Genomic DNA, 15,626 nt, shown 5'->3' on the forward strand with positions numbered 1-15,626 from the left:
CTCCCGACGCCCTCCAGGATGACCTCCGTGCCTCCCGACGCCCCCGCCACGCCTCCTGACTACTGGCTGCTCGACGGGCTGCCCACCGCCGCGTCCGTCATCCGGGGAGAGCAGGTCCTGGTGGCCAACCAGGCCATGGCCTCGCTGCTGGGAATCTCCCTCGAGGAGCTGAAGGCCACGCCCGTCTCCGCCCACATCGCGCGCTTCATCTCCGCCGAGCGCGGCTGGGTGGAGGCCTTCCACGAGGCGCTCGTGCGCGACGGCAACCGTCCCGAGCATCCCCTCTGGCTGCGCATGCGCCGCGCGGATGGACAGGAGCGCACGCTGACGGCCACGTACGCGCCCGGCGCGTCGCCGGACGAGACGGTGGTGCTGCTGCACGACGCGGGAGGCGAGGACACCGCGCGCCGGCTCACCGAGGCCCTGGGCGCCGCCGCCACGGAGCTGCTCCACGCCCGGGACGAGCACGAGGTGCTGGAGACGGCGGTGGAGGCCGTGCACCGCCAGGGCTTCTACGCGGCCATCCTCCTGGTGGAGGGCGACACCTTCCGGCACGGGCCCATGCGGCAGGAGCCCGAAATCGTCGCGCTGGCCGAGCGCAAGTACGGCATGCCCGTCACCCAGGTGCGGCTGCCGCTCACCACCCTCCCCCATCTGGCGGAGGTGCTCTCGCGGCGCAAGGCGGCCTTCCATCAGGACGCGCTCGGCGCGGCCCACCGCATCCACAGCAGCGAGGTCTTCGAGGACATCCAGCGGGCCTACCCTCCCGGCATCCGCGCGCTGGACGCGCCCATCTTCGTGGAGGGCCAGCCCTTCGGCATCCTCTCCGCGCAGGGCTTGAACCTCACGCCCGCCGCCGCGAGCACGCTGGAGCTGTTCGCGCAGATGGTGGGCGGCGTGCTGGAGAACGTGCGCCACCACCGCGTCGCCTCACAGCGGTTGGAGGAGGTGTCACGGCTGCAGGACGAGTTGGTGGCGCAGGAGCGGCTGATGGTGCTGGGCGAGGCCGCGGGCGTGGTCGCGCACGAGGTGCGCAACCCCCTGGGCGCCATCCTCAACGCGGTGGCGGTGCTGCGGCGCGAGGCGCACCTGGGCCCCACGGGGCAGGCCGCGGTGGGCATGCTGGAGGAGGAGGCCATCCGGCTGGAGGACATCGTCCGCGACCTGCTGGACGTGGTGCGTCCGCTGGAGCCCAGGCCCCGGAGGGTCCACCTGGGCGAGCTGGTGCGGCGCGCGCTGGGGCAGATGCACGGCCCTCCGGACGCGCCCACGCTGCGCTTCACCGTGGACGAGGCTCCCGACACGCCGGAGCTGATGGGCGACGAGACGCTGCTCCAGCTCGCGGTGACGCACCTGGTGCGCAACGCGGTGCAGGCCTCGCCTCCGGGCGGGCGCGTGAAGCTGAGCGTGGAGCCCGGGGACGAGGGCGTGCGGCTGACGGTGGAGGACGAGGGCCCGGGCATCCCCGACGTGGACCCGCGCCGCGTCTTCGAGCCCTTCTTCCTCACGCGCGCCAACGGACGCGGGCTGGGGCTGGCCATCGTCAAGCGCGTGGTGCTGGCGCATGGCGGGCAGGTGCGCGCCAGTGGTCGGCCGAAGCGGGGCGCGCGCTTCGAGGTGGTGCTCCCGCTGGAGCCTACCCGTAGGTCTCCCGCCTGATGCGCTTGTCGTCGATGCCGAGCGCGTGGAGGTGGCCGAGCACCGTCTCCATGAAGCGCGGCGTCGCGGGCGTGCGCGTCTCCAGCGCCTTGCGTCGGTCCCACGGAGTAATCGCGGGGCCGCACGCGTAGACCAGGCACGTGTCGCGGTCCGGGATGAGCTCCTCGAGGAGCGCCTGGTGGACGCGGCCCTTGCGCACGTCGCCGCCGAAGCGCGACTCGTCCAGCTCGCGCGTGAGGGTGTGCACCAGCCGGACGCGGTCCGCGTGCCGCCGGGCCAGGGCCTCCAGCTCGTCGCGGTAGAGGATGTCGCTCCACGTCTTGTTGGACATGAGGACGGTGTGGCGCGTCTTCAGGCCGCGGTGCAGCGCGTCCTTGAGGATGGCGAAGTTGGGCACCGCGCCCGAGCCGGCCACCAGGTGGACGACGTGGCCCGTGCGCGTCTCCACGTCGTCGGGCAGCACGTAGGGGCCCATGAAGCCGAGCACCTTGAGGCGCGCGCCGGTGAGCCGGCCGTGGACGAGGAAGGGCGAGAGCAGCGGCGGGTAGCGGGTGAGGCCGGGGATGAACTCCTCGTCCTTCACGGTGATGGCCACGTGGCGCTCGTGGGGGGCGGAGGCCAGGGAGTAGGAGCGCTGGGGCTCCTTGCGCCCCTTCTGCTCCTGCAGGTAGGCGGACAAGCGCCCGAGCGCGGGGAACTGGTGCGGGTCGATGTTGATGAACTGGCCGGCCTTGTAGTCGGGCCGGACGTCCCCGAAGTCGAGGAAGAGGGTGGCCGTGTCGTGCGTGTCCATCCGCACATGGTCGACGGTGACCTCGTACTCCACGGGCTTCCTGCTGCGCGAGGGACTCGCTTCGGCGGCGCTCATGGCCCCTCCCTTAGCCCAAACCCGGGGTGCTCGCCGATGGGGTTGACGCGGACTGCGTGGGATACCGGTCCGTGACAGGGGCCCCGAGTGGCCCGTCCCGGAGTCGGTCCGGAGCGTTGGCTGCACGACGGGACGGCATGCGGGCAGGGGGCTGGCGCGGCGTGGGCGCTGACCGGGAAGGAGGCTGGGACTACATCTTCTGGTGGCCAGTGGTGGGGCTGAAGGATGGGTGAAAGAGGTCGGACGCCTGGGCGCCGACTTGTCCATGCTCTCAAGCCGTCCCGAGGTGGAGGCGACCGACGCGTGCTCCGCATTCTCTTTTCGCTGATGGCACGGCTGCCGGAGGGAGTCCGGCGCCACGTGGTGCGTACCCTGATGGACGGGGTGTGGGATGCCCTGGCCGACGAGGTGGTGGAGGGCCGCGGCAACCTCCCGGACGTGCCCTGTCTCTACATCTGCAACCACCTGTCGAACGCGGACGGCTTCACGCTGGACCGCGCCTTCCGTCCCCGGAAGCTGGTGTTCCTGGCGGGCGTGAAGCTGCAGGGCACGGTGATGACGCGGCTGGCCTCGGAGGTGATGGAGACGATTGCCATCAAGCCCAACTCGCCGGACATCGAGGCGATGCGGCGCGCGGTGGAGACGCTCAAGGGCGGCAGCTCGGTGCTCATCTTCCCCGAGGGCGCGCGGAGCCGGACCCACGAGCTGCTCCAGGCGAAGAAGGGCGTGGCGCTCATCGCGAAGCGCGCGGGGGTGCCCGTGGTGCCGGTGGCGCTGATGGGGACCGAGAAGCTGATGCCCATCAACGACTCGGACATGGGGGGTGAGCGGCTGTACCACGCGCAGGTCCGGGTGCGGGTGGGGCCGGCGTTCCGCATGGAGGACCTGGAGCCCGAGACCGTCGGCGCGGAGGACGCGAGGCAGGCGCTGGCGGACGCGATGATGCGCCGGGTGGCGCGGCTGCTGCCTCCCGAGTACCAGGGCGTCTACGCGAATCCCCCGACCCCGCTGTCCGTGACACGGCTGCACGAGCCGCCCTCCGCGCCAGCCCCGTGAGGGCTTGCGTGTCGGGGCCCATGGGGCCCTGCACGGGAGCTCCACCGGGCAGGACCGCGGGCCCGCATCCCGCGCCTTGGAATGGAGGACGCGAGGCGAGAGTGATGCCCCCGCCACGGAAGGTGTCCTCGGGCGCCCCCGCGCTCAGTCACTTCGGTTCGCCACGAAGCGCTCGGCCTCGGGGAGCGAGGCCGCAATGAGTCGTTGCGGTCCGCACGGGAGCACGGACAATGGGCCTCCCGTGACGAACGCCCGCGCCTCCGAGCATGTCTATGTCTCCACCCTTCCTGGACTGGAGCCCGCGCTGGAGTCGGAGTGCGCCGCGCTCGGATGGAAGCCTCGCCGCGCCGAGGGCGGTGTGGAGCTGGAGGGGCCCACCGGGCTGCATCAGGAGGCGAACCTGCGCCTGCGCACCGCCAGCCGTGTGCTGCTGCGACTGGGCGTCTTCCGGGCGAACGACGAGGACGTGCTGGTCCGGGGCCTGCGCGGACTGGAGCTGTCGCGCATCTGGGACCGTCGCTCGCCACCTCGGATGTCGGTGACGCTGAAGCGCTCGGGAGTCCCGGGCGCGGACGTGGTGATGGACGCGGCGGCGGAGGCGTGGGGCGTGGAGTCGGTAGCCCGCGCGGGGCCGCTCGACGAGGAGGGCGGTCCCGGGCTCACGTTGCTCGTCCGCGTGGAGGGCGATGTCTTCACGGTGAGCGCCGACACCAGCGGCGAGCCGCTGCATCGCCGCGGCTATCGACAGGAGATCAGCCGCGCGCCCCTGCGGGAGACGCTCGCGGCGGGCATCCTGACGCTGGCGGGCTACGACGGCGCGGAGCCGCTCGTGGACCCGATGTGCGGCTCGGGGACCTTCCTGGTGGAAGGCGCGTGGATGTCGATGAAGCGAGCGCCAGGCTTGATGCATGGCTTCGCGTTCGAATCGTTTCCGGGCTTCGATGCGAATGGCTGGGCGGAGCGCAAGGCGCGGGCGGAGTCGGAAGCGCTGGCCGCGCCACGGGGGGCCCTGCACGGCTTCGACATCAACGCGGGCTCGCTGGGAACCGCCCGAAGGAACGCGCGCCGCGCGGGCGTGACGCTCGCGCTGGAGCGCAAGGACGTGAAGACGCTGACGACTCCCCCCGGAGGCCCCGGGCTGTTGGTGGCGAACCCGCCCTACGGCAAGCGCGTGGGCGAGGGCGAGGACCTGCCCGGGCTCTATCGGGCGATGGGCGAGACGCTCCGCAAGGGCTTCACCGGCTGGCGCGCGGCGCTGCTGGTCCCCGAGGACACGGGGCTCGTGAAGGCGCTGAACCTGCCGGAGGCGCGGAGCCTGCCCGTGCGCAACGGCGGCCTGCGCTGCAAGCTGCTCCTCACGGAGGCGCTCTCGCCGCGCCGCTGAACAACCACGCACGTGTCCCGGGAAGTGTGGCCCTCGCGGAGAGCGCCGCCAGCGCTCCGTCCATCGAGGCCACGCCCCTGCCGACTGGAGCAACGGTCTCGACCCGTGACGCGGTCTTCACCTCCGCGAGCCACCACGGAGGTTCGGCACCTCGGCTCAATCGCGGCGACGAAAGGTCACCCGGGCGACGATGGCCACCGCGACGACGATGGCGAAGAGTGAGCCCGCCCAGCCAACATGAATCGCCGAGGTGTCCGAATCCTCGACGGCCTTCGTCGCGGCCTCCGCGGGAGAAGGGGGCACCTGACGCGCTGACTCGGCATCCACTTCTCGCTCCGATGGTGCCCTGTCCTGGGCGGGCGTGGGCGCGCCCCGCGGAGCAACGACATCCGGCGTCCCGCGAGCATCTTCAGGCGCCGCTCGGGTCCCGGGCCCCGCCTCCTCGACGGGAGGCTCCTCTGGCACCTTGGGCCCTGTCGCTTCGTCCGTCACCTGCAGCGCCGGGTCCGGAGGCGGGGGCTGCTGCCGCTCGAGGTCACGAGCCAGCGCGTCCTCGGGCGACTCCGGAACGGGCTTGCGGGCCTCACGCACGAAGCCCCTGAACGACGCGAGCTTCGCGGGCGAGTCCGCCTCGAACGAGCGGACGTGTACGATGAGGAAGGTCTCGCCCTGCCCCTCCACGGGCAGCAACGCCAACCCCACCGCGACTCCAGGCGGCGGCGCGTTGAAGCTCTCCGGCGTGTGAAGCCCCTCCACCGTGCCGCCCACGGTCAGGATGCGCAGCCGCGCCGGCGGTGGCGCGCCATCGACGACCTCGAGGACCTCGAAGTCGCGCAGCGTGTACACCTCGCGCACCGTGATGGGGCGTCCCTGGTCATCGAACTGTCCGCCCAGCTCGCGCCAGTGGACCGACGCCCCCTCCAGGAAGCGGCCCACCACCACCGACGTGCCCTGCCGCACGATGTCCTCGGGCGGAATCGGCCCCATGGAGGACGAAGCCCTCGCCGACACCGAAACCGCGAACAGCACCATCAGCCCAAGCCGCGTGAGCGTGGTCCCATGCATGTCAATCACTCCTCGCTTCGCACGACGAAGGAACGAGGCCCCCACCCCGCCCCAGGCGGAGACGGGATGGGGCGCCCCGGAGGAACTCACTGCAGGTAGTGCGCGAAGACGAAGCTGTAGTCCCTGTGCGCGGACAACGAGGGCGTGACGAGCGAGCCCGGCGCAATCTCCGGCCCCGCCGTGCCCCACGCGGAGCCATCGTTCGGCGACGTCCGCGAGTACAGCACCCCCGCGAAGTTGGTGCCCCGGACGGCCTGATGCATGCCACTGAGGCTCTTCGCCAGCGACGGCTGGGTGCGCGTCTCATCCGTGCCGTACAGCATCCCGTCGTAGACCAGGCCCGCCCCGTCCCAGTGCAGCTTCAGCGTCCGCACCAGGTACTTCGAGTGCAGGATGTCATCGGACCAGCTGAACCCGATCCGGATGAAGCTGTTGCCGGAGCTGGTGATGGAGACCCCCGCGAGCGCCCGGTAGTAGGCAGGCACCGGCACCACGACCTCCGGCCCCCAGTTCCAGCCGCCGTTGGTGGAGACGCGCGTCACCACCTGACCGTCATTGTTGGGATTGGCGCGGTCGAGCTTCGCGTACGCGAGAATCCACACGGTGTCGGTCAGCTTGTGCACCGCCGGCGTGCCGATGGTGGTGGCGCCGGCGACGTTGCCCACACCGAACCAGCTGACGCCTCCGTCGGTGGACTTGACCATGCGGATCTGCATGGCGTCGTTGAGCGGGTCCACCCACGCCATGATGTAGTCATTGTTCCAGCCATGGCCGGTGGTGCCGTAGATGCTGCGCTCGCCGCCGAAGACGAACCACTTGCTGGTGTCATAGGCGGAGCCGTCCGAGTTGCCGCGAATCCACTGCGGGTTCTTCCCCGCGCCCGTGTAGAAGAACACCGTCTGGCTGGTGTCCCGCAGCGCCGTCGGGTCGATGGACGTCGTCACGCCGATGCCGGAGAGGTTCGTGGGGAACGCGCTCCAGGAGACGCCGTTGTCCGTGGAGCGCTTCATGTAGACGCGGTCGTAATCCCGCGCACCGTAGAGCGCGCGCACGTCCGTGTAGTCCTTCGTCGTCGGGCCATGGCGCATGCCCGCATGCACCGAGGGGAACATCACCGCCGTGGTGATGCCGTCCTCGTGGTCCAGGCCGAACGCATGCCCGAACTCGTGGATGGCCACGCCCTGCATGTCGATGGCGCCCGTGGTGTTGCGGTGCGGCGTGAAGGTCCAGGGCGTCCCGTTGGAGCTCTTGCGGTGGAAGATGATGGTGATGGCGCTGCCCGTCCCGAAGGTGGAGGCCACCCGGGAGCCATCGCCGTGCTTCTCGTTCATCTGCACGATGATTTCGCCCGACGACGCCACCGTGCGCGTCGTGTAGCCATAGACGGCGGGCTTGAGTCGGAAGGCGCCGATGGTGCGCCACTTCACGATGGCGTTGTAGAGACAGGACATGAAGGGGTCACGCCAACTGGCCGGAATCCCTTGCGCCTCGAAGCTGTCCCAGTTCACCCAGATGGGAACTTCGGCATCCTGATTGTAGATACGGACATCCGCGCGGGCTGACGTGGAGGACAACACCACGACACCCGCAAGCACTGCGCCCCACCAATTCGAGGACATTCTTTCCCCCTCGTGTTCGAGTCGTGCAGCAACGCGTGAACGGGCAGTCCGCGAGACCTTCGCCAAGGACTCGACGAAACAGGCGGCGACGCACGTATGCTTCCTGCTCCCACCCTGTCAGCACCCCCGGGCGCCCCACCCCACCATGACGACTGGAAGCGATTCGAGTCCCCAAGACGTTGGCATGCGGCGCGCCGTCTCCCGCTGGGAGCTGGTGGGCTTCTCCATCAATGACGTCATCGGCAGCGGGGTGTACCTGCTGCCCGCGGCGGCCGCGGCGAACCTGGGCTCCGCGAGCACCGGCGCCGTGGTGCTCGCCGGGCTGGCCGTGCTGCTGCTCGTGCTCTGCTTCGCGGAGGCCGCCAGCTACTTCGACAAGCCCGGCAGCGCGTACCTCTACACGCGCGAGGCCTTCGGCGAGCTGGTGGGCTTCCAGGTCGGGTGGATGACGTGGCTGGCCCGCGTCGCCTCGGTGGCCTCGCTGTCGGTCGGCTTCTCCCGGGCGCTCGGCTACCTGTGGCCCGGCGCCAATGCGGGCTTCGGTCAGAGCCTGGCCATCGCGATTCCGCTGCTCGCGCTCACTGCCATCAACGTCGTCGGGGTGAAGAGCGGCGCTCGCACCGCGGTCTTCCTGGCCATCACCAAGACGGTGCCGCTGCTGGTCTTCATCGGCGTGGGCATCTTCTTCGTGTCGGCGCCGCTGGCGACCTCCGTGGAGCCCAAGAGCACCGGCAGCCTGGGCGCCGCGGTGTTGCTGCTCCTGTTCGCGTATGCGGGCTTCGAGAACACGGCCGCGCCCGCGGGGGAGTTCAAGAACCCGCGCCGCGACGTGCCCTTCGCGCTCATCGTGCAGATTGGCGTCGTCACGCTCATCTACACCGCGGTGCAGTGGGTGGCGCTGGGGACGTTGCCCGGGGTGGTGGACGCGAAGACGCCGCTGGCCGACGCCGCCGCGAGGTTCCTCGGGGGCTGGGGCGGCCTGATGATGACGGTGGGCGGCGCGCTGTCCATCCTGGGCACCAACAGCAACACGGTGCTCGCGGGGCCTCGGTATCTGTATGCGCTCGCGCGGGATGGCTTCGGGCCCGCGGTGCTCGCCACGCTGCACCCGCGCTTCCGCACGCCCACGGCGGCCATCCTGGTGCAGACGGGCATCGCGTTGCCGTTGGCGTTCTCGGGCTCGTTCGAGGTGCTCGCCACGTTGTCCGTGGTGGCCCGGCTGGCCACGTACTTCGGCACGGCGGTGGCCGTCCCGGTGCTGCGCCGCAAGCTCCAGCAGCCGGCCAACGCGTTCCGCATCCCCGGCGGGCCGGTGATTCCCATCGCGGCGGCGTCGCTGTGTGTCGTGTTCGCGCTGAGCGCGGAGAAGAAGAACCTCATCGCGGGGGCCATCGCGCTCGGGGTCGGCTTCGTGCTGTATCGCTTCCAGCGACGGCCCGCGGAGAAGGTCGCGCTCGAGTAGGTCCGTCGCCGGGTGCCCAGGCCCATTCCCCGTGGGCCTGGGTTTCGTGTTAGCGGTGGCGACGTGGACGACGCGCGCATCACCTTGCTCGACCCAGGATGGGAGGCGCCTCTCGATGGGGGCGGCCTGCCGAGCCCGTTCGATGAGCTGGGCCCCTCGCTGCTGGCGAGGCAGGCGGCGGAGGTGTTGCAGCGCGAGCTTCGTGAGGGGTGGGTGGCTCCGGGCGTCCCCACGTCGCCGCTGGAGGGCCGCGAGGGCGGGAAGATGTTAGGCGTCCTGGTGGTGCGCCTGTCCGACGGGCGTCTGGGGTTCCTCCGGGCCTTCTCGGGGATGCTCGCTGGACACTGGGACGTGGAGGGGTATGTGCCTCCGCTGTTCGACCGTGCGGCGCGAGCGAGCCTTGAGCCCCAGGGCGAGGCCACCGTGAAGGCGCTCCTCGCCCGCGCGGAGGCCATGCGGGCCTCTCCCGAGCTGCTGACCCTGCGGGCAGCACATGCGGAGCAATCCGCGAGACACGCGGCGGAGCTCGCGGCGCTGCGTGAGCGGCACGAGGTCCGACGAAAGCAGCGGCATGCACGCAGGGCGGAGCTGACCGGGGCGTCCTCGAAGCGTCCACAACAGGTGCCCAGCGCATCAAGCCGTGACGATGGAGCCGCGCCGGCATGGGTGGTTCGTCCGGGTGGAACGGTGGAGTCACCCGCCTCGCGCCCGGCCGAGAGTCATGGCGAGGGTGCCACCCAGGCAGCGGCGCTGCGCACCAGTCTTCACGCGCTCGACCAGGAGAGCCGTGGCGACAAGGCCGAGCGACGACGCCTGGAGACCACCCATGCTTCAGAGCGAAGCAGCCTCGAGCCGAAGCTGCTGCGTCTGGAGCGTCGGCTTCGCGCACTAGACCGGCTGCGCCACATGGTGAGCCGCGCCGTCATGCGGCGCATCCACGACACCTACGTCATCACCAATGCGCGTGGAGAGCGCCGCCTCCTGCGCGGCCTCTACGAGCGAGCCCAGCCGCCCTCGGGCGCCGCCGACTGCGCCGCGCCCAAGCTGCTCGCATATGCACGGGCTCACGGGCTGCGTCCCGTCGCGCTCGCGGAGTTCTGGTGGGGCGCGCCGCCTCCCTCCGGAGGACGAGTCACCGGCGCGTACTACGCGGCCTGTCGCGACAAGTGCGGCCCCCTGTTGCCCTTCATGCTGGAGGGACTCCACGTCGCGCCACCAAGGACCTTCACGCCTCCGTCCACCACTCCAGGCGCACTGAGCATCCTGTTCGAGGACCGCTGGCTCGTGGTCATCGCCAAGCCCCATGGGCTGCTCTCCGTTCCCGGGCGCGAGGCCTCGCTGAGCGACTCGGTCCTCACGCGACTGCGGGCACGCCATCCCGACGCCACCGGTCCCCTGCTCGTGCACCGGCTGGACCTGGACACCTCCGGGCTGCTCGTCGCCGCGCTCGATGCGCGCACGCACTCGGCGCTGCAACGCCAGTTCGTCCACCGCGAGGTGCACAAGCGCTACGTGGCCTGGGTCGACGGCATCGTCACCGGGGAAGAGGGTCGCATCGACTTCCCGATGCGCGTCGACCTCGACGACAGGCCCCGACAGATTCACGACCCCATCCACGGCAAGCCCGCCGTGACGGAGTGGCGTGTGCTGGAGCGTCGCGGCGGTCGGACGCGCGTGGCCCTCTTCCCACTCACGGGCAGGACGCACCAACTCCGCGTCCACGCCGCGCATCCGCTCGGCCTCGGCGCGCCCATCGTCGGCGACCGGCTCTACGGCCGCGACGGCGAGCGGCTCATGCTCCACGCGGAGTCACTCACCCTCCTGCATCCAGGGACCGGTGAGCGCGTGACTTTCGACTGCCCCGCGCCCTTCTGACCAAGGCGGCGCATCACCGACACCGAGCGCTCCTCGCTCCTCGCTCGCCGAGATGACTACGCCCCAGCGCGCCGAGCAGCACTCGCGGCCTCGGTGTCTCCGCCGCAGGAGCGGTGCCCGATGGCCTCGCTTTTCGGACTCCTTGGCTCAACGCATCGCGGGCCAACACCGCGAGCGGCGCCCGACGGCCTCTCTTGTCGGACTCCTTGGCTCAACGCATCGCGGGCCAACACCGCGAGCGGCGCCCGACGGCCTCGCCTTTCGGACGCCTCAGCTCATCGCGAGGCCCACGCCGCGAGCAGCACTCGCGGCCTCGGCGCCTCACCCTTCGGACGGCACCGGAGCCTCCTCGACGGGAGCCTCCGCCACGGGCTCCGCGGGCAGCTCCGTCGCACCCGACGCCGCGGGCTTCACGCCCAGCTCCCGCGTCAGCTTCGGGTTCACACCCGTCTCCGCCAGCAGCCGCTCCAACTGCACCCGCGCCCGGCGATTGTCCCGGTGCACGCGCCGTCCGAGGATGAGCTCGTTCTTCAACGAGTGCTCCCACCCCGTCAGCTCCGTCACCGTCACCTGGTACCCGAACGCCTCCAACGTCAGCGCGCGGACCACGTTCGTCAGATGCGAGCCGAACTCGCGACGGTGCCACGGGTGCGCATACAACAGCCCCATGCTCCCCTTCCCCGCCGCCCGCTGCTCCTTGAGCTGCGCCGCCACCTCGGCCTGACAGCACGGCACCACCGCCACGTGGTCCGCCCCGTGACGAATCGCCGCGATGAGCGCGTCGTCCGTGGCCGTGTCACACGCGTGCAGCGCCATCAGCAGGTGGATGCGCTCCGGATACGCCGCCTGGTCGATGTGCGCCGTCTGGAACGTCATCCGCGAGAAGCCCAGCCGCTCCGCGCGCCCCTTCGCGCGCTCCGTCAGCTCCGGCCGCCCCTCCACCGACAACAGCGTGCCCCCGGCCGCGTCCTTCAGGAACAGCTCGTAGAGCACGAACCCCAGGTACGCATTGCCGCTGCCCGCGTCCACGAACACCGCGGACTCCGGATGGCGCGCCTTCACGTCCTCCACCGCCGGACGCATCAGCCCCATCAGGTGGTTGACCTGCTTGAGCTTGCGTAGCGCGTCCGCGTTGAGGTGCCCCTCTCGCGTGAGCAGGTGCAGCTCGCGCAACAGCGCCTTCGACTGGTCCGGCAGGAGCTCCCGCCGGACCTGCGACGCCTTGACGTTGCGCCTCAGACGGACACCACTTCGAGCACCTCGGGGATGATCTCCCGCAGACGCCCCTCGATGCCCATCTTCAACGTCGCCGTCGACGACGGACACCCCGCGCACGAGCCCTTCATGTGCAGGTACACGATGCCGTCCTCGAAGCGGTCCAGCGTGATGTCACCGCCGTCCATCGCCACCGCGGGACGAATCTCCGCGTCCAGCACCTCTCGGATGCGTGACTCCACCGAGCCACCTCCCTCCGAGGACACCTGACGCGCCGCCGCCACCGCCGCCTCGTCCACCACCGGCTCGTTCGCCGTCAGGTGCGTGTCCAGGGTCTCCATCACCTGGTCGTTCAGCTCGTCCCACTCACCGTCCTCGCCCTTCGTCACCGTCACGAAGTTCGAGCCGATCATCACCGCCGTCACCCCGCGCACGTCCATCAGCTTGTGCGCCAGCGGCGACTTCGCCTGGGCGTCCTCACGATTCGTGATACTCACCGCGCCACCCGCCAACAGGCGCCGATCCACCACGTACTTCAGCGTGCTGGGGTTGGGGGTCCACTCAAGCTGGATGTTCACCGACATGCAGTTCTCCTCGGCCACTCCTCTAAGGCGCTCGGGACCCCATAGCAACCCGACCCTCGGGGAATCAAACGTCCGCTCGGGCCCCGCCCACCAGGTCCCTCGCCTTCTCAACCGGGAATAAAAGAACAGCCTGAATTCGCGGTGGAACCTGAAACAATCTATGGTGGGAGGACCTCTGCACCCCGGTGAGCCGTACATGGCCTCGAGTCCGCTGCGTCGCTCCGTCGAGTCAACCGCGCCCGCGGCTCCACGCATCCCCACGAGCGTGCTGGAGGGGTTGTTCGTCCGGGGGCTGAAGGTCTCCGGGCGGCTGGTGGAGGAGTTGGAGGCGCTGGGCTACGACATCAAGCGGCCGGAGGTGGACTATCCGGTGGAGGTCTTCCAGCGCGCGGTGCTGCTGGCGAGGCGGGAGGTCTTCGGCGCGCTGACGGACGAGGAGGCCTACCGTCGGTTGGGCCGCACGCTGGTGGACGGCTTCGCCTCCACGCTGGTCGGCCGGGTGGCGGCGGTGGCCCTGCCAATGATTGGCCCCGCGCGCGCGGCGGAGCGCATCCCGCGCTACCTGGCGCTGATGGGGCGCACGGACATCGACGTCACCCAGACGCCCGTGGGTGAGCGGGGCCGGCGCATCGTGTTCACGGACCGCTACAACCGCCCGGACCTGATGGCCGGCGGCCTGGAGCGGATGATGGAGCTGGCCAACGCCCAGCCGCGAATCACCGTGGAGGAGCGCAACGTCGAGGGCTACCGTCTGCTCGTCCGCTGGTAACCCGGGCCCGCACGGGCCCAGGAGAGTTCATGTCCTACCCTCCCCGACTCGCCCACCTCGCCACCCGCGCCGTCGTGGTCGCGAAGCTGGTGCCCACCTACGCCCAGGCGCACCGACTCGACGAGGAGGAGGCCGCGCAGCGGCTGACGTCCGCGATGTCCGGGCGGATGCTCGCGGCGCTGCTGGACGCGGCGTGGACCGCGATGCGCGGCAAGACGAAGCGGCTCACGGATGACGGGCTGTTGGAGAAGGTCGCCGGTACGTTGTCGGAGCGCCCGCTGCGCCCGGGCCGCGTGGCGGAGGTGACGCCCGCCTGGAGCGCCTTCCTGGTGCTGACGGACCTGGAGGCGGGCACCGCCAGCGACGCGGCCCGCCGGGTGATGGAGACCGAGGAGGGACGTCGACGGGGCGACGAGGGCATGGCCGAGGCGGGCCGCTTCCTTGCCGCCGAATTGACACGCGGCAAGTAGGGGCCGGCCGGCCGTGGCATGAGGGGCCCCGCGTCGTTATAGGCTGGCCCCACGCTCCACCGTGCGCCGCCGATGTCCACCCCGCTGCCCACCACCCTGCGCATCCTGCCCTCCATCCACGAGGTCCCCGCCTCCCTCTGGGACGGGCTCGTGGACGAGGCGGCCCTGCCCTTCCTGGAGTGGACGTTCCTCGCGGCGCTCGAGGACAGCGGCAGCGCGGTGCCCGAGCGCGGCTGGCACCCCCGCCACCTGACGTTGTGGCGCGGCTCCCGATTGGTGGCCGCCGCGCCCGCCTATCTCAAGGACGACAGCCAGGGCGAGTTCATCTTCGACGCGCCGTGGGCCACCGCCTCCGAGCGCGCGGGCCTGCGCTACTACCCGAAGCTGGTGCTCACCGTGCCCTTCACGCCCGCCACCGGCCGGCGCGTCCTGGTGGCCCCCGGCGAGGACCGCGCCGCACGCGAGGCGGAGCTGTACCAGGGCGCGCTGGAGTTCGCGCGCGCCGAGCAGCTCTCCGGCGTCCACGTCCTGTTCCCCACCCAGGAGGAGCTGCCAACGCTGGAGGCCCAGGGCTACGCGCTGCGGCTGGGCGTGCAGTACCAGTGGGACAACGCGGGCTACCGGACGATGGAGGACTTCCTCGCCCGCTTCCACTCCAAGCGCCGCAACCAGGTGCGCCGGGAGCTGCGCGCGCCCGCCGAGCAGGGCCTCGAGCTGAAGACGCTGCGCGGCGACGCGCTGTGCGAGGTGGACGTGGACACGCTCCACCGGCTGTACGCCTCCACGGTGGACAAGTATCCGTGGGGCGCGCGCCTGCTCACCCGCGACTTCTTCGCGCGGATGCTCTCCGGCTTCCGTCACCGCTGCGAGCTGGTGGAGGCCCGGCGGGAAGGCCGGCTGGTGGCGGGCGCGTTCAACTTCAGGGCGCCCCAGGTCCTGTACGGGCGTTATTGGGGGTGTTTCGAGGAGCACCCCTTCCTGCACTTCAACGTGTGCCTCTACCACCCGGTGGCCGAGGCCATCGCCCAGGGGCTGACACGCTTCGAGCCGGGCGCGGGCGGCGAGCACAAGCTCACGCGGGGCTTCGAGCCGCGCCTCACGTACAGTGCCCACCTCTTGCTCCACCCGGGGCTGGACCGGGCGGTGCGCGGCTTCCTGGAGCACGAGCGGGCAGCCGTCCAGGGCGGACTGCCGCAGTGGCGGGCGGAGACAGGTTTCAAGGGAGTGGCCTGAAACGGCGCGCTTCCCAGGTCATCAGAGGGAGTCGGACAGGAATATGGCGCAGAAGCATGACAACGACGGCTCCGTCGCCACGGAGACCGCCCCCAAGCAGAAGCTCAAGAAGCCGACCCTCTACAAGGTGCTTCTGCACAACGACAACTACACGACGCGTGAGTTCGTGGTGGCCGTCCTCAAGGAGGTCTTCCACAAGTCGGAGTCGGATGCCGTGCAGATCATGCTGCACGTCCATTACAACGGAGTCGGAGTGGCCGGCGTCTATACGTTCGAGGTCGCCGAGACGAAGCTCAAGACGGTGGAGGCCGCGGCCCAGGACAATGGGTTCCCGCTGCGGTTGTCCATGGAACCCGAGGAAGGTTGA

14 protein-coding genes are annotated in these 15,626 nt (G+C 70.6%); 9 read left to right on the plus strand and 5 right to left on the minus strand.

Annotated elements, in window-relative coordinates; genetic code table 11:
- Positions 1-18: 18 nt before the first annotated feature.
- Positions 19-1,659 carry a sensor histidine kinase gene (locus AC6JA9_RS34235; RefSeq protein ID WP_370640366.1) on the plus strand — a complete coding sequence of 547 codons (1,641 nt, stop codon included), beginning with the start codon at positions 19-21 and terminating at the stop codon, positions 1,657-1,659.
- On the opposite strand, the gene AC6JA9_RS34240 is transcribed toward AC6JA9_RS34235, so the two are convergent.
- Positions 1,637-2,527: a ferredoxin reductase domain-containing protein gene (locus AC6JA9_RS34240; protein WP_223748429.1), complete on the minus strand. Its 891-nt coding sequence runs from the start codon at positions 2,525-2,527 to the stop codon at positions 1,637-1,639. The genes AC6JA9_RS34235 and AC6JA9_RS34240 overlap by 23 nt on opposite strands.
- Positions 2,528-2,830: 303 nt before the next feature.
- On the opposite strand from AC6JA9_RS34240, the gene AC6JA9_RS34245 reads away from it, so the two are divergent.
- Together AC6JA9_RS34245 and AC6JA9_RS34250 are read left to right on the plus strand one after the other, a co-directional pair.
- Entirely contained in the window at positions 2,831-3,583 is a 753-nt protein-coding gene (locus AC6JA9_RS34245; protein WP_141331553.1) for a lysophospholipid acyltransferase family protein, read from the plus strand.
- Between the two features lie 196 nt (positions 3,584-3,779).
- A complete protein-coding gene (locus AC6JA9_RS34250; RefSeq protein ID WP_473571303.1) occupies positions 3,780-4,967 on the plus strand; it encodes a THUMP domain-containing class I SAM-dependent RNA methyltransferase in 1,188 nt (395 codons plus the stop codon).
- 156 nt (positions 4,968-5,123) lie between these two features.
- On the opposite strand, the gene AC6JA9_RS34255 is transcribed toward AC6JA9_RS34250, so the two are convergent.
- Positions 5,124-6,032: a hypothetical protein gene (locus AC6JA9_RS34255; RefSeq protein ID WP_497958406.1), complete on the minus strand. Its 909-nt coding sequence runs from the start codon at positions 6,030-6,032 to the stop codon at positions 5,124-5,126.
- Between the two features lie 86 nt (positions 6,033-6,118).
- On the minus strand, positions 6,119-7,651 hold the full coding sequence (locus AC6JA9_RS34260; protein ID WP_223781628.1) for a matrixin family metalloprotease: 1,533 nt from the start codon (positions 7,649-7,651) through the stop codon (positions 6,119-6,121).
- 184 nt (positions 7,652-7,835) lie between these two features.
- Here AC6JA9_RS34260 and AC6JA9_RS34265 point away from each other — a divergent pair, with 184 nt between their 5' ends.
- Both AC6JA9_RS34265 and AC6JA9_RS34270 read left to right on the plus strand, forming a co-directional pair.
- A complete protein-coding gene (locus tag AC6JA9_RS34265; protein WP_267699679.1) occupies positions 7,836-9,113 on the plus strand; it encodes an APC family permease in 1,278 nt (425 codons plus the stop codon).
- Between the two features lie 264 nt (positions 9,114-9,377).
- Positions 9,378-10,988 (plus strand): RluA family pseudouridine synthase, encoded by a 1,611-nt coding sequence (locus tag AC6JA9_RS34270; protein WP_497958407.1) that lies wholly within the window; start codon positions 9,378-9,380, stop codon positions 10,986-10,988.
- Between the two features lie 321 nt (positions 10,989-11,309).
- On the opposite strand, the gene AC6JA9_RS34275 is transcribed toward AC6JA9_RS34270, so the two are convergent.
- Complete coding sequence (locus tag AC6JA9_RS34275) at positions 11,310-12,152, minus strand: class I SAM-dependent methyltransferase (RefSeq protein WP_497960803.1); 843 nt, start codon at positions 12,150-12,152, stop codon at positions 11,310-11,312.
- A 71-nt stretch (positions 12,153-12,223) separates the two neighbouring features.
- Positions 12,224-12,787 (minus strand): NifU family protein, encoded by a 564-nt coding sequence (locus AC6JA9_RS34280; RefSeq protein ID WP_141331543.1) that lies wholly within the window; start codon positions 12,785-12,787, stop codon positions 12,224-12,226.
- Between the two features lie 196 nt (positions 12,788-12,983).
- Between AC6JA9_RS34280 and AC6JA9_RS34285 the strand changes: the two genes are divergently transcribed.
- The 4 genes from AC6JA9_RS34285 to AC6JA9_RS34300 all read left to right on the plus strand — a co-directional run bounded on the left by AC6JA9_RS34285 (position 12,984) and on the right by AC6JA9_RS34300 (position 15,626).
- Positions 12,984-13,556, plus strand: a complete 573-nt coding sequence (locus AC6JA9_RS34285; protein WP_223748423.1) for a DUF2378 family protein — start codon at positions 12,984-12,986, stop codon at positions 13,554-13,556.
- A 29-nt stretch (positions 13,557-13,585) separates the two neighbouring features.
- Positions 13,586-14,026: a hypothetical protein gene (locus AC6JA9_RS34290; protein ID WP_223748422.1), complete on the plus strand. Its 441-nt coding sequence runs from the start codon at positions 13,586-13,588 to the stop codon at positions 14,024-14,026.
- 72 nt (positions 14,027-14,098) lie between these two features.
- The gene (locus tag AC6JA9_RS34295; RefSeq protein WP_223748421.1) at positions 14,099-15,259 is read left to right on the plus strand and encodes a GNAT family N-acetyltransferase; all 1,161 of its coding nucleotides are present in this window, start codon (positions 14,099-14,101) and stop codon (positions 15,257-15,259) included.
- Between the two features lie 43 nt (positions 15,260-15,302).
- Positions 15,303-15,626 (plus strand): ATP-dependent Clp protease adaptor ClpS, encoded by a 324-nt coding sequence (locus tag AC6JA9_RS34300; RefSeq protein ID WP_046715870.1) that lies wholly within the window; start codon positions 15,303-15,305, stop codon positions 15,624-15,626.

The organism is Myxococcus sp. MH1 (assembly GCF_059738865.1).

Bases quoted from the DNA above. Each gene is read 5' to 3' on its own strand.
- AC6JA9_RS34300 (WP_046715870.1), top strand. From the start codon at position 15,303: ATGGCGCAGAAGCATGACAACGACGGCTCCGTCGCCACGGAGACCGCC.
- AC6JA9_RS34265 (WP_267699679.1), top strand. From the start codon at position 7,836: ATGCGGCGCGCCGTCTCCCGCTGGGAGCTGGTGGGCTTCTCCATCAAT.
- AC6JA9_RS34240 (WP_223748429.1), bottom strand. From the start codon at position 2,527: ATGAGCGCCGCCGAAGCGAGTCCCTCGCGCAGCAGGAAGCCCGTGGAG.
- AC6JA9_RS34270 (WP_497958407.1), top strand. From the start codon at position 9,378: ATGTTAGGCGTCCTGGTGGTGCGCCTGTCCGACGGGCGTCTGGGGTTC.
- AC6JA9_RS34250 (WP_473571303.1), top strand. From the start codon at position 3,780: ATGAGTCGTTGCGGTCCGCACGGGAGCACGGACAATGGGCCTCCCGTG.
- AC6JA9_RS34255 (WP_497958406.1), bottom strand. From the start codon at position 6,032: ATGCATGGGACCACGCTCACGCGGCTTGGGCTGATGGTGCTGTTCGCG.
- AC6JA9_RS34290 (WP_223748422.1), top strand. From the start codon at position 13,586: ATGTCCTACCCTCCCCGACTCGCCCACCTCGCCACCCGCGCCGTCGTG.
- AC6JA9_RS34295 (WP_223748421.1), top strand. From the start codon at position 14,099: ATGTCCACCCCGCTGCCCACCACCCTGCGCATCCTGCCCTCCATCCAC.
- AC6JA9_RS34280 (WP_141331543.1), bottom strand. From the start codon at position 12,787: ATGTCGGTGAACATCCAGCTTGAGTGGACCCCCAACCCCAGCACGCTG.
- AC6JA9_RS34260 (WP_223781628.1), bottom strand. From the start codon at position 7,651: ATGTCCTCGAATTGGTGGGGCGCAGTGCTTGCGGGTGTCGTGGTGTTG.
- AC6JA9_RS34235 (WP_370640366.1), top strand. From the start codon at position 19: ATGACCTCCGTGCCTCCCGACGCCCCCGCCACGCCTCCTGACTACTGG.
- AC6JA9_RS34285 (WP_223748423.1), top strand. From the start codon at position 12,984: ATGGCCTCGAGTCCGCTGCGTCGCTCCGTCGAGTCAACCGCGCCCGCG.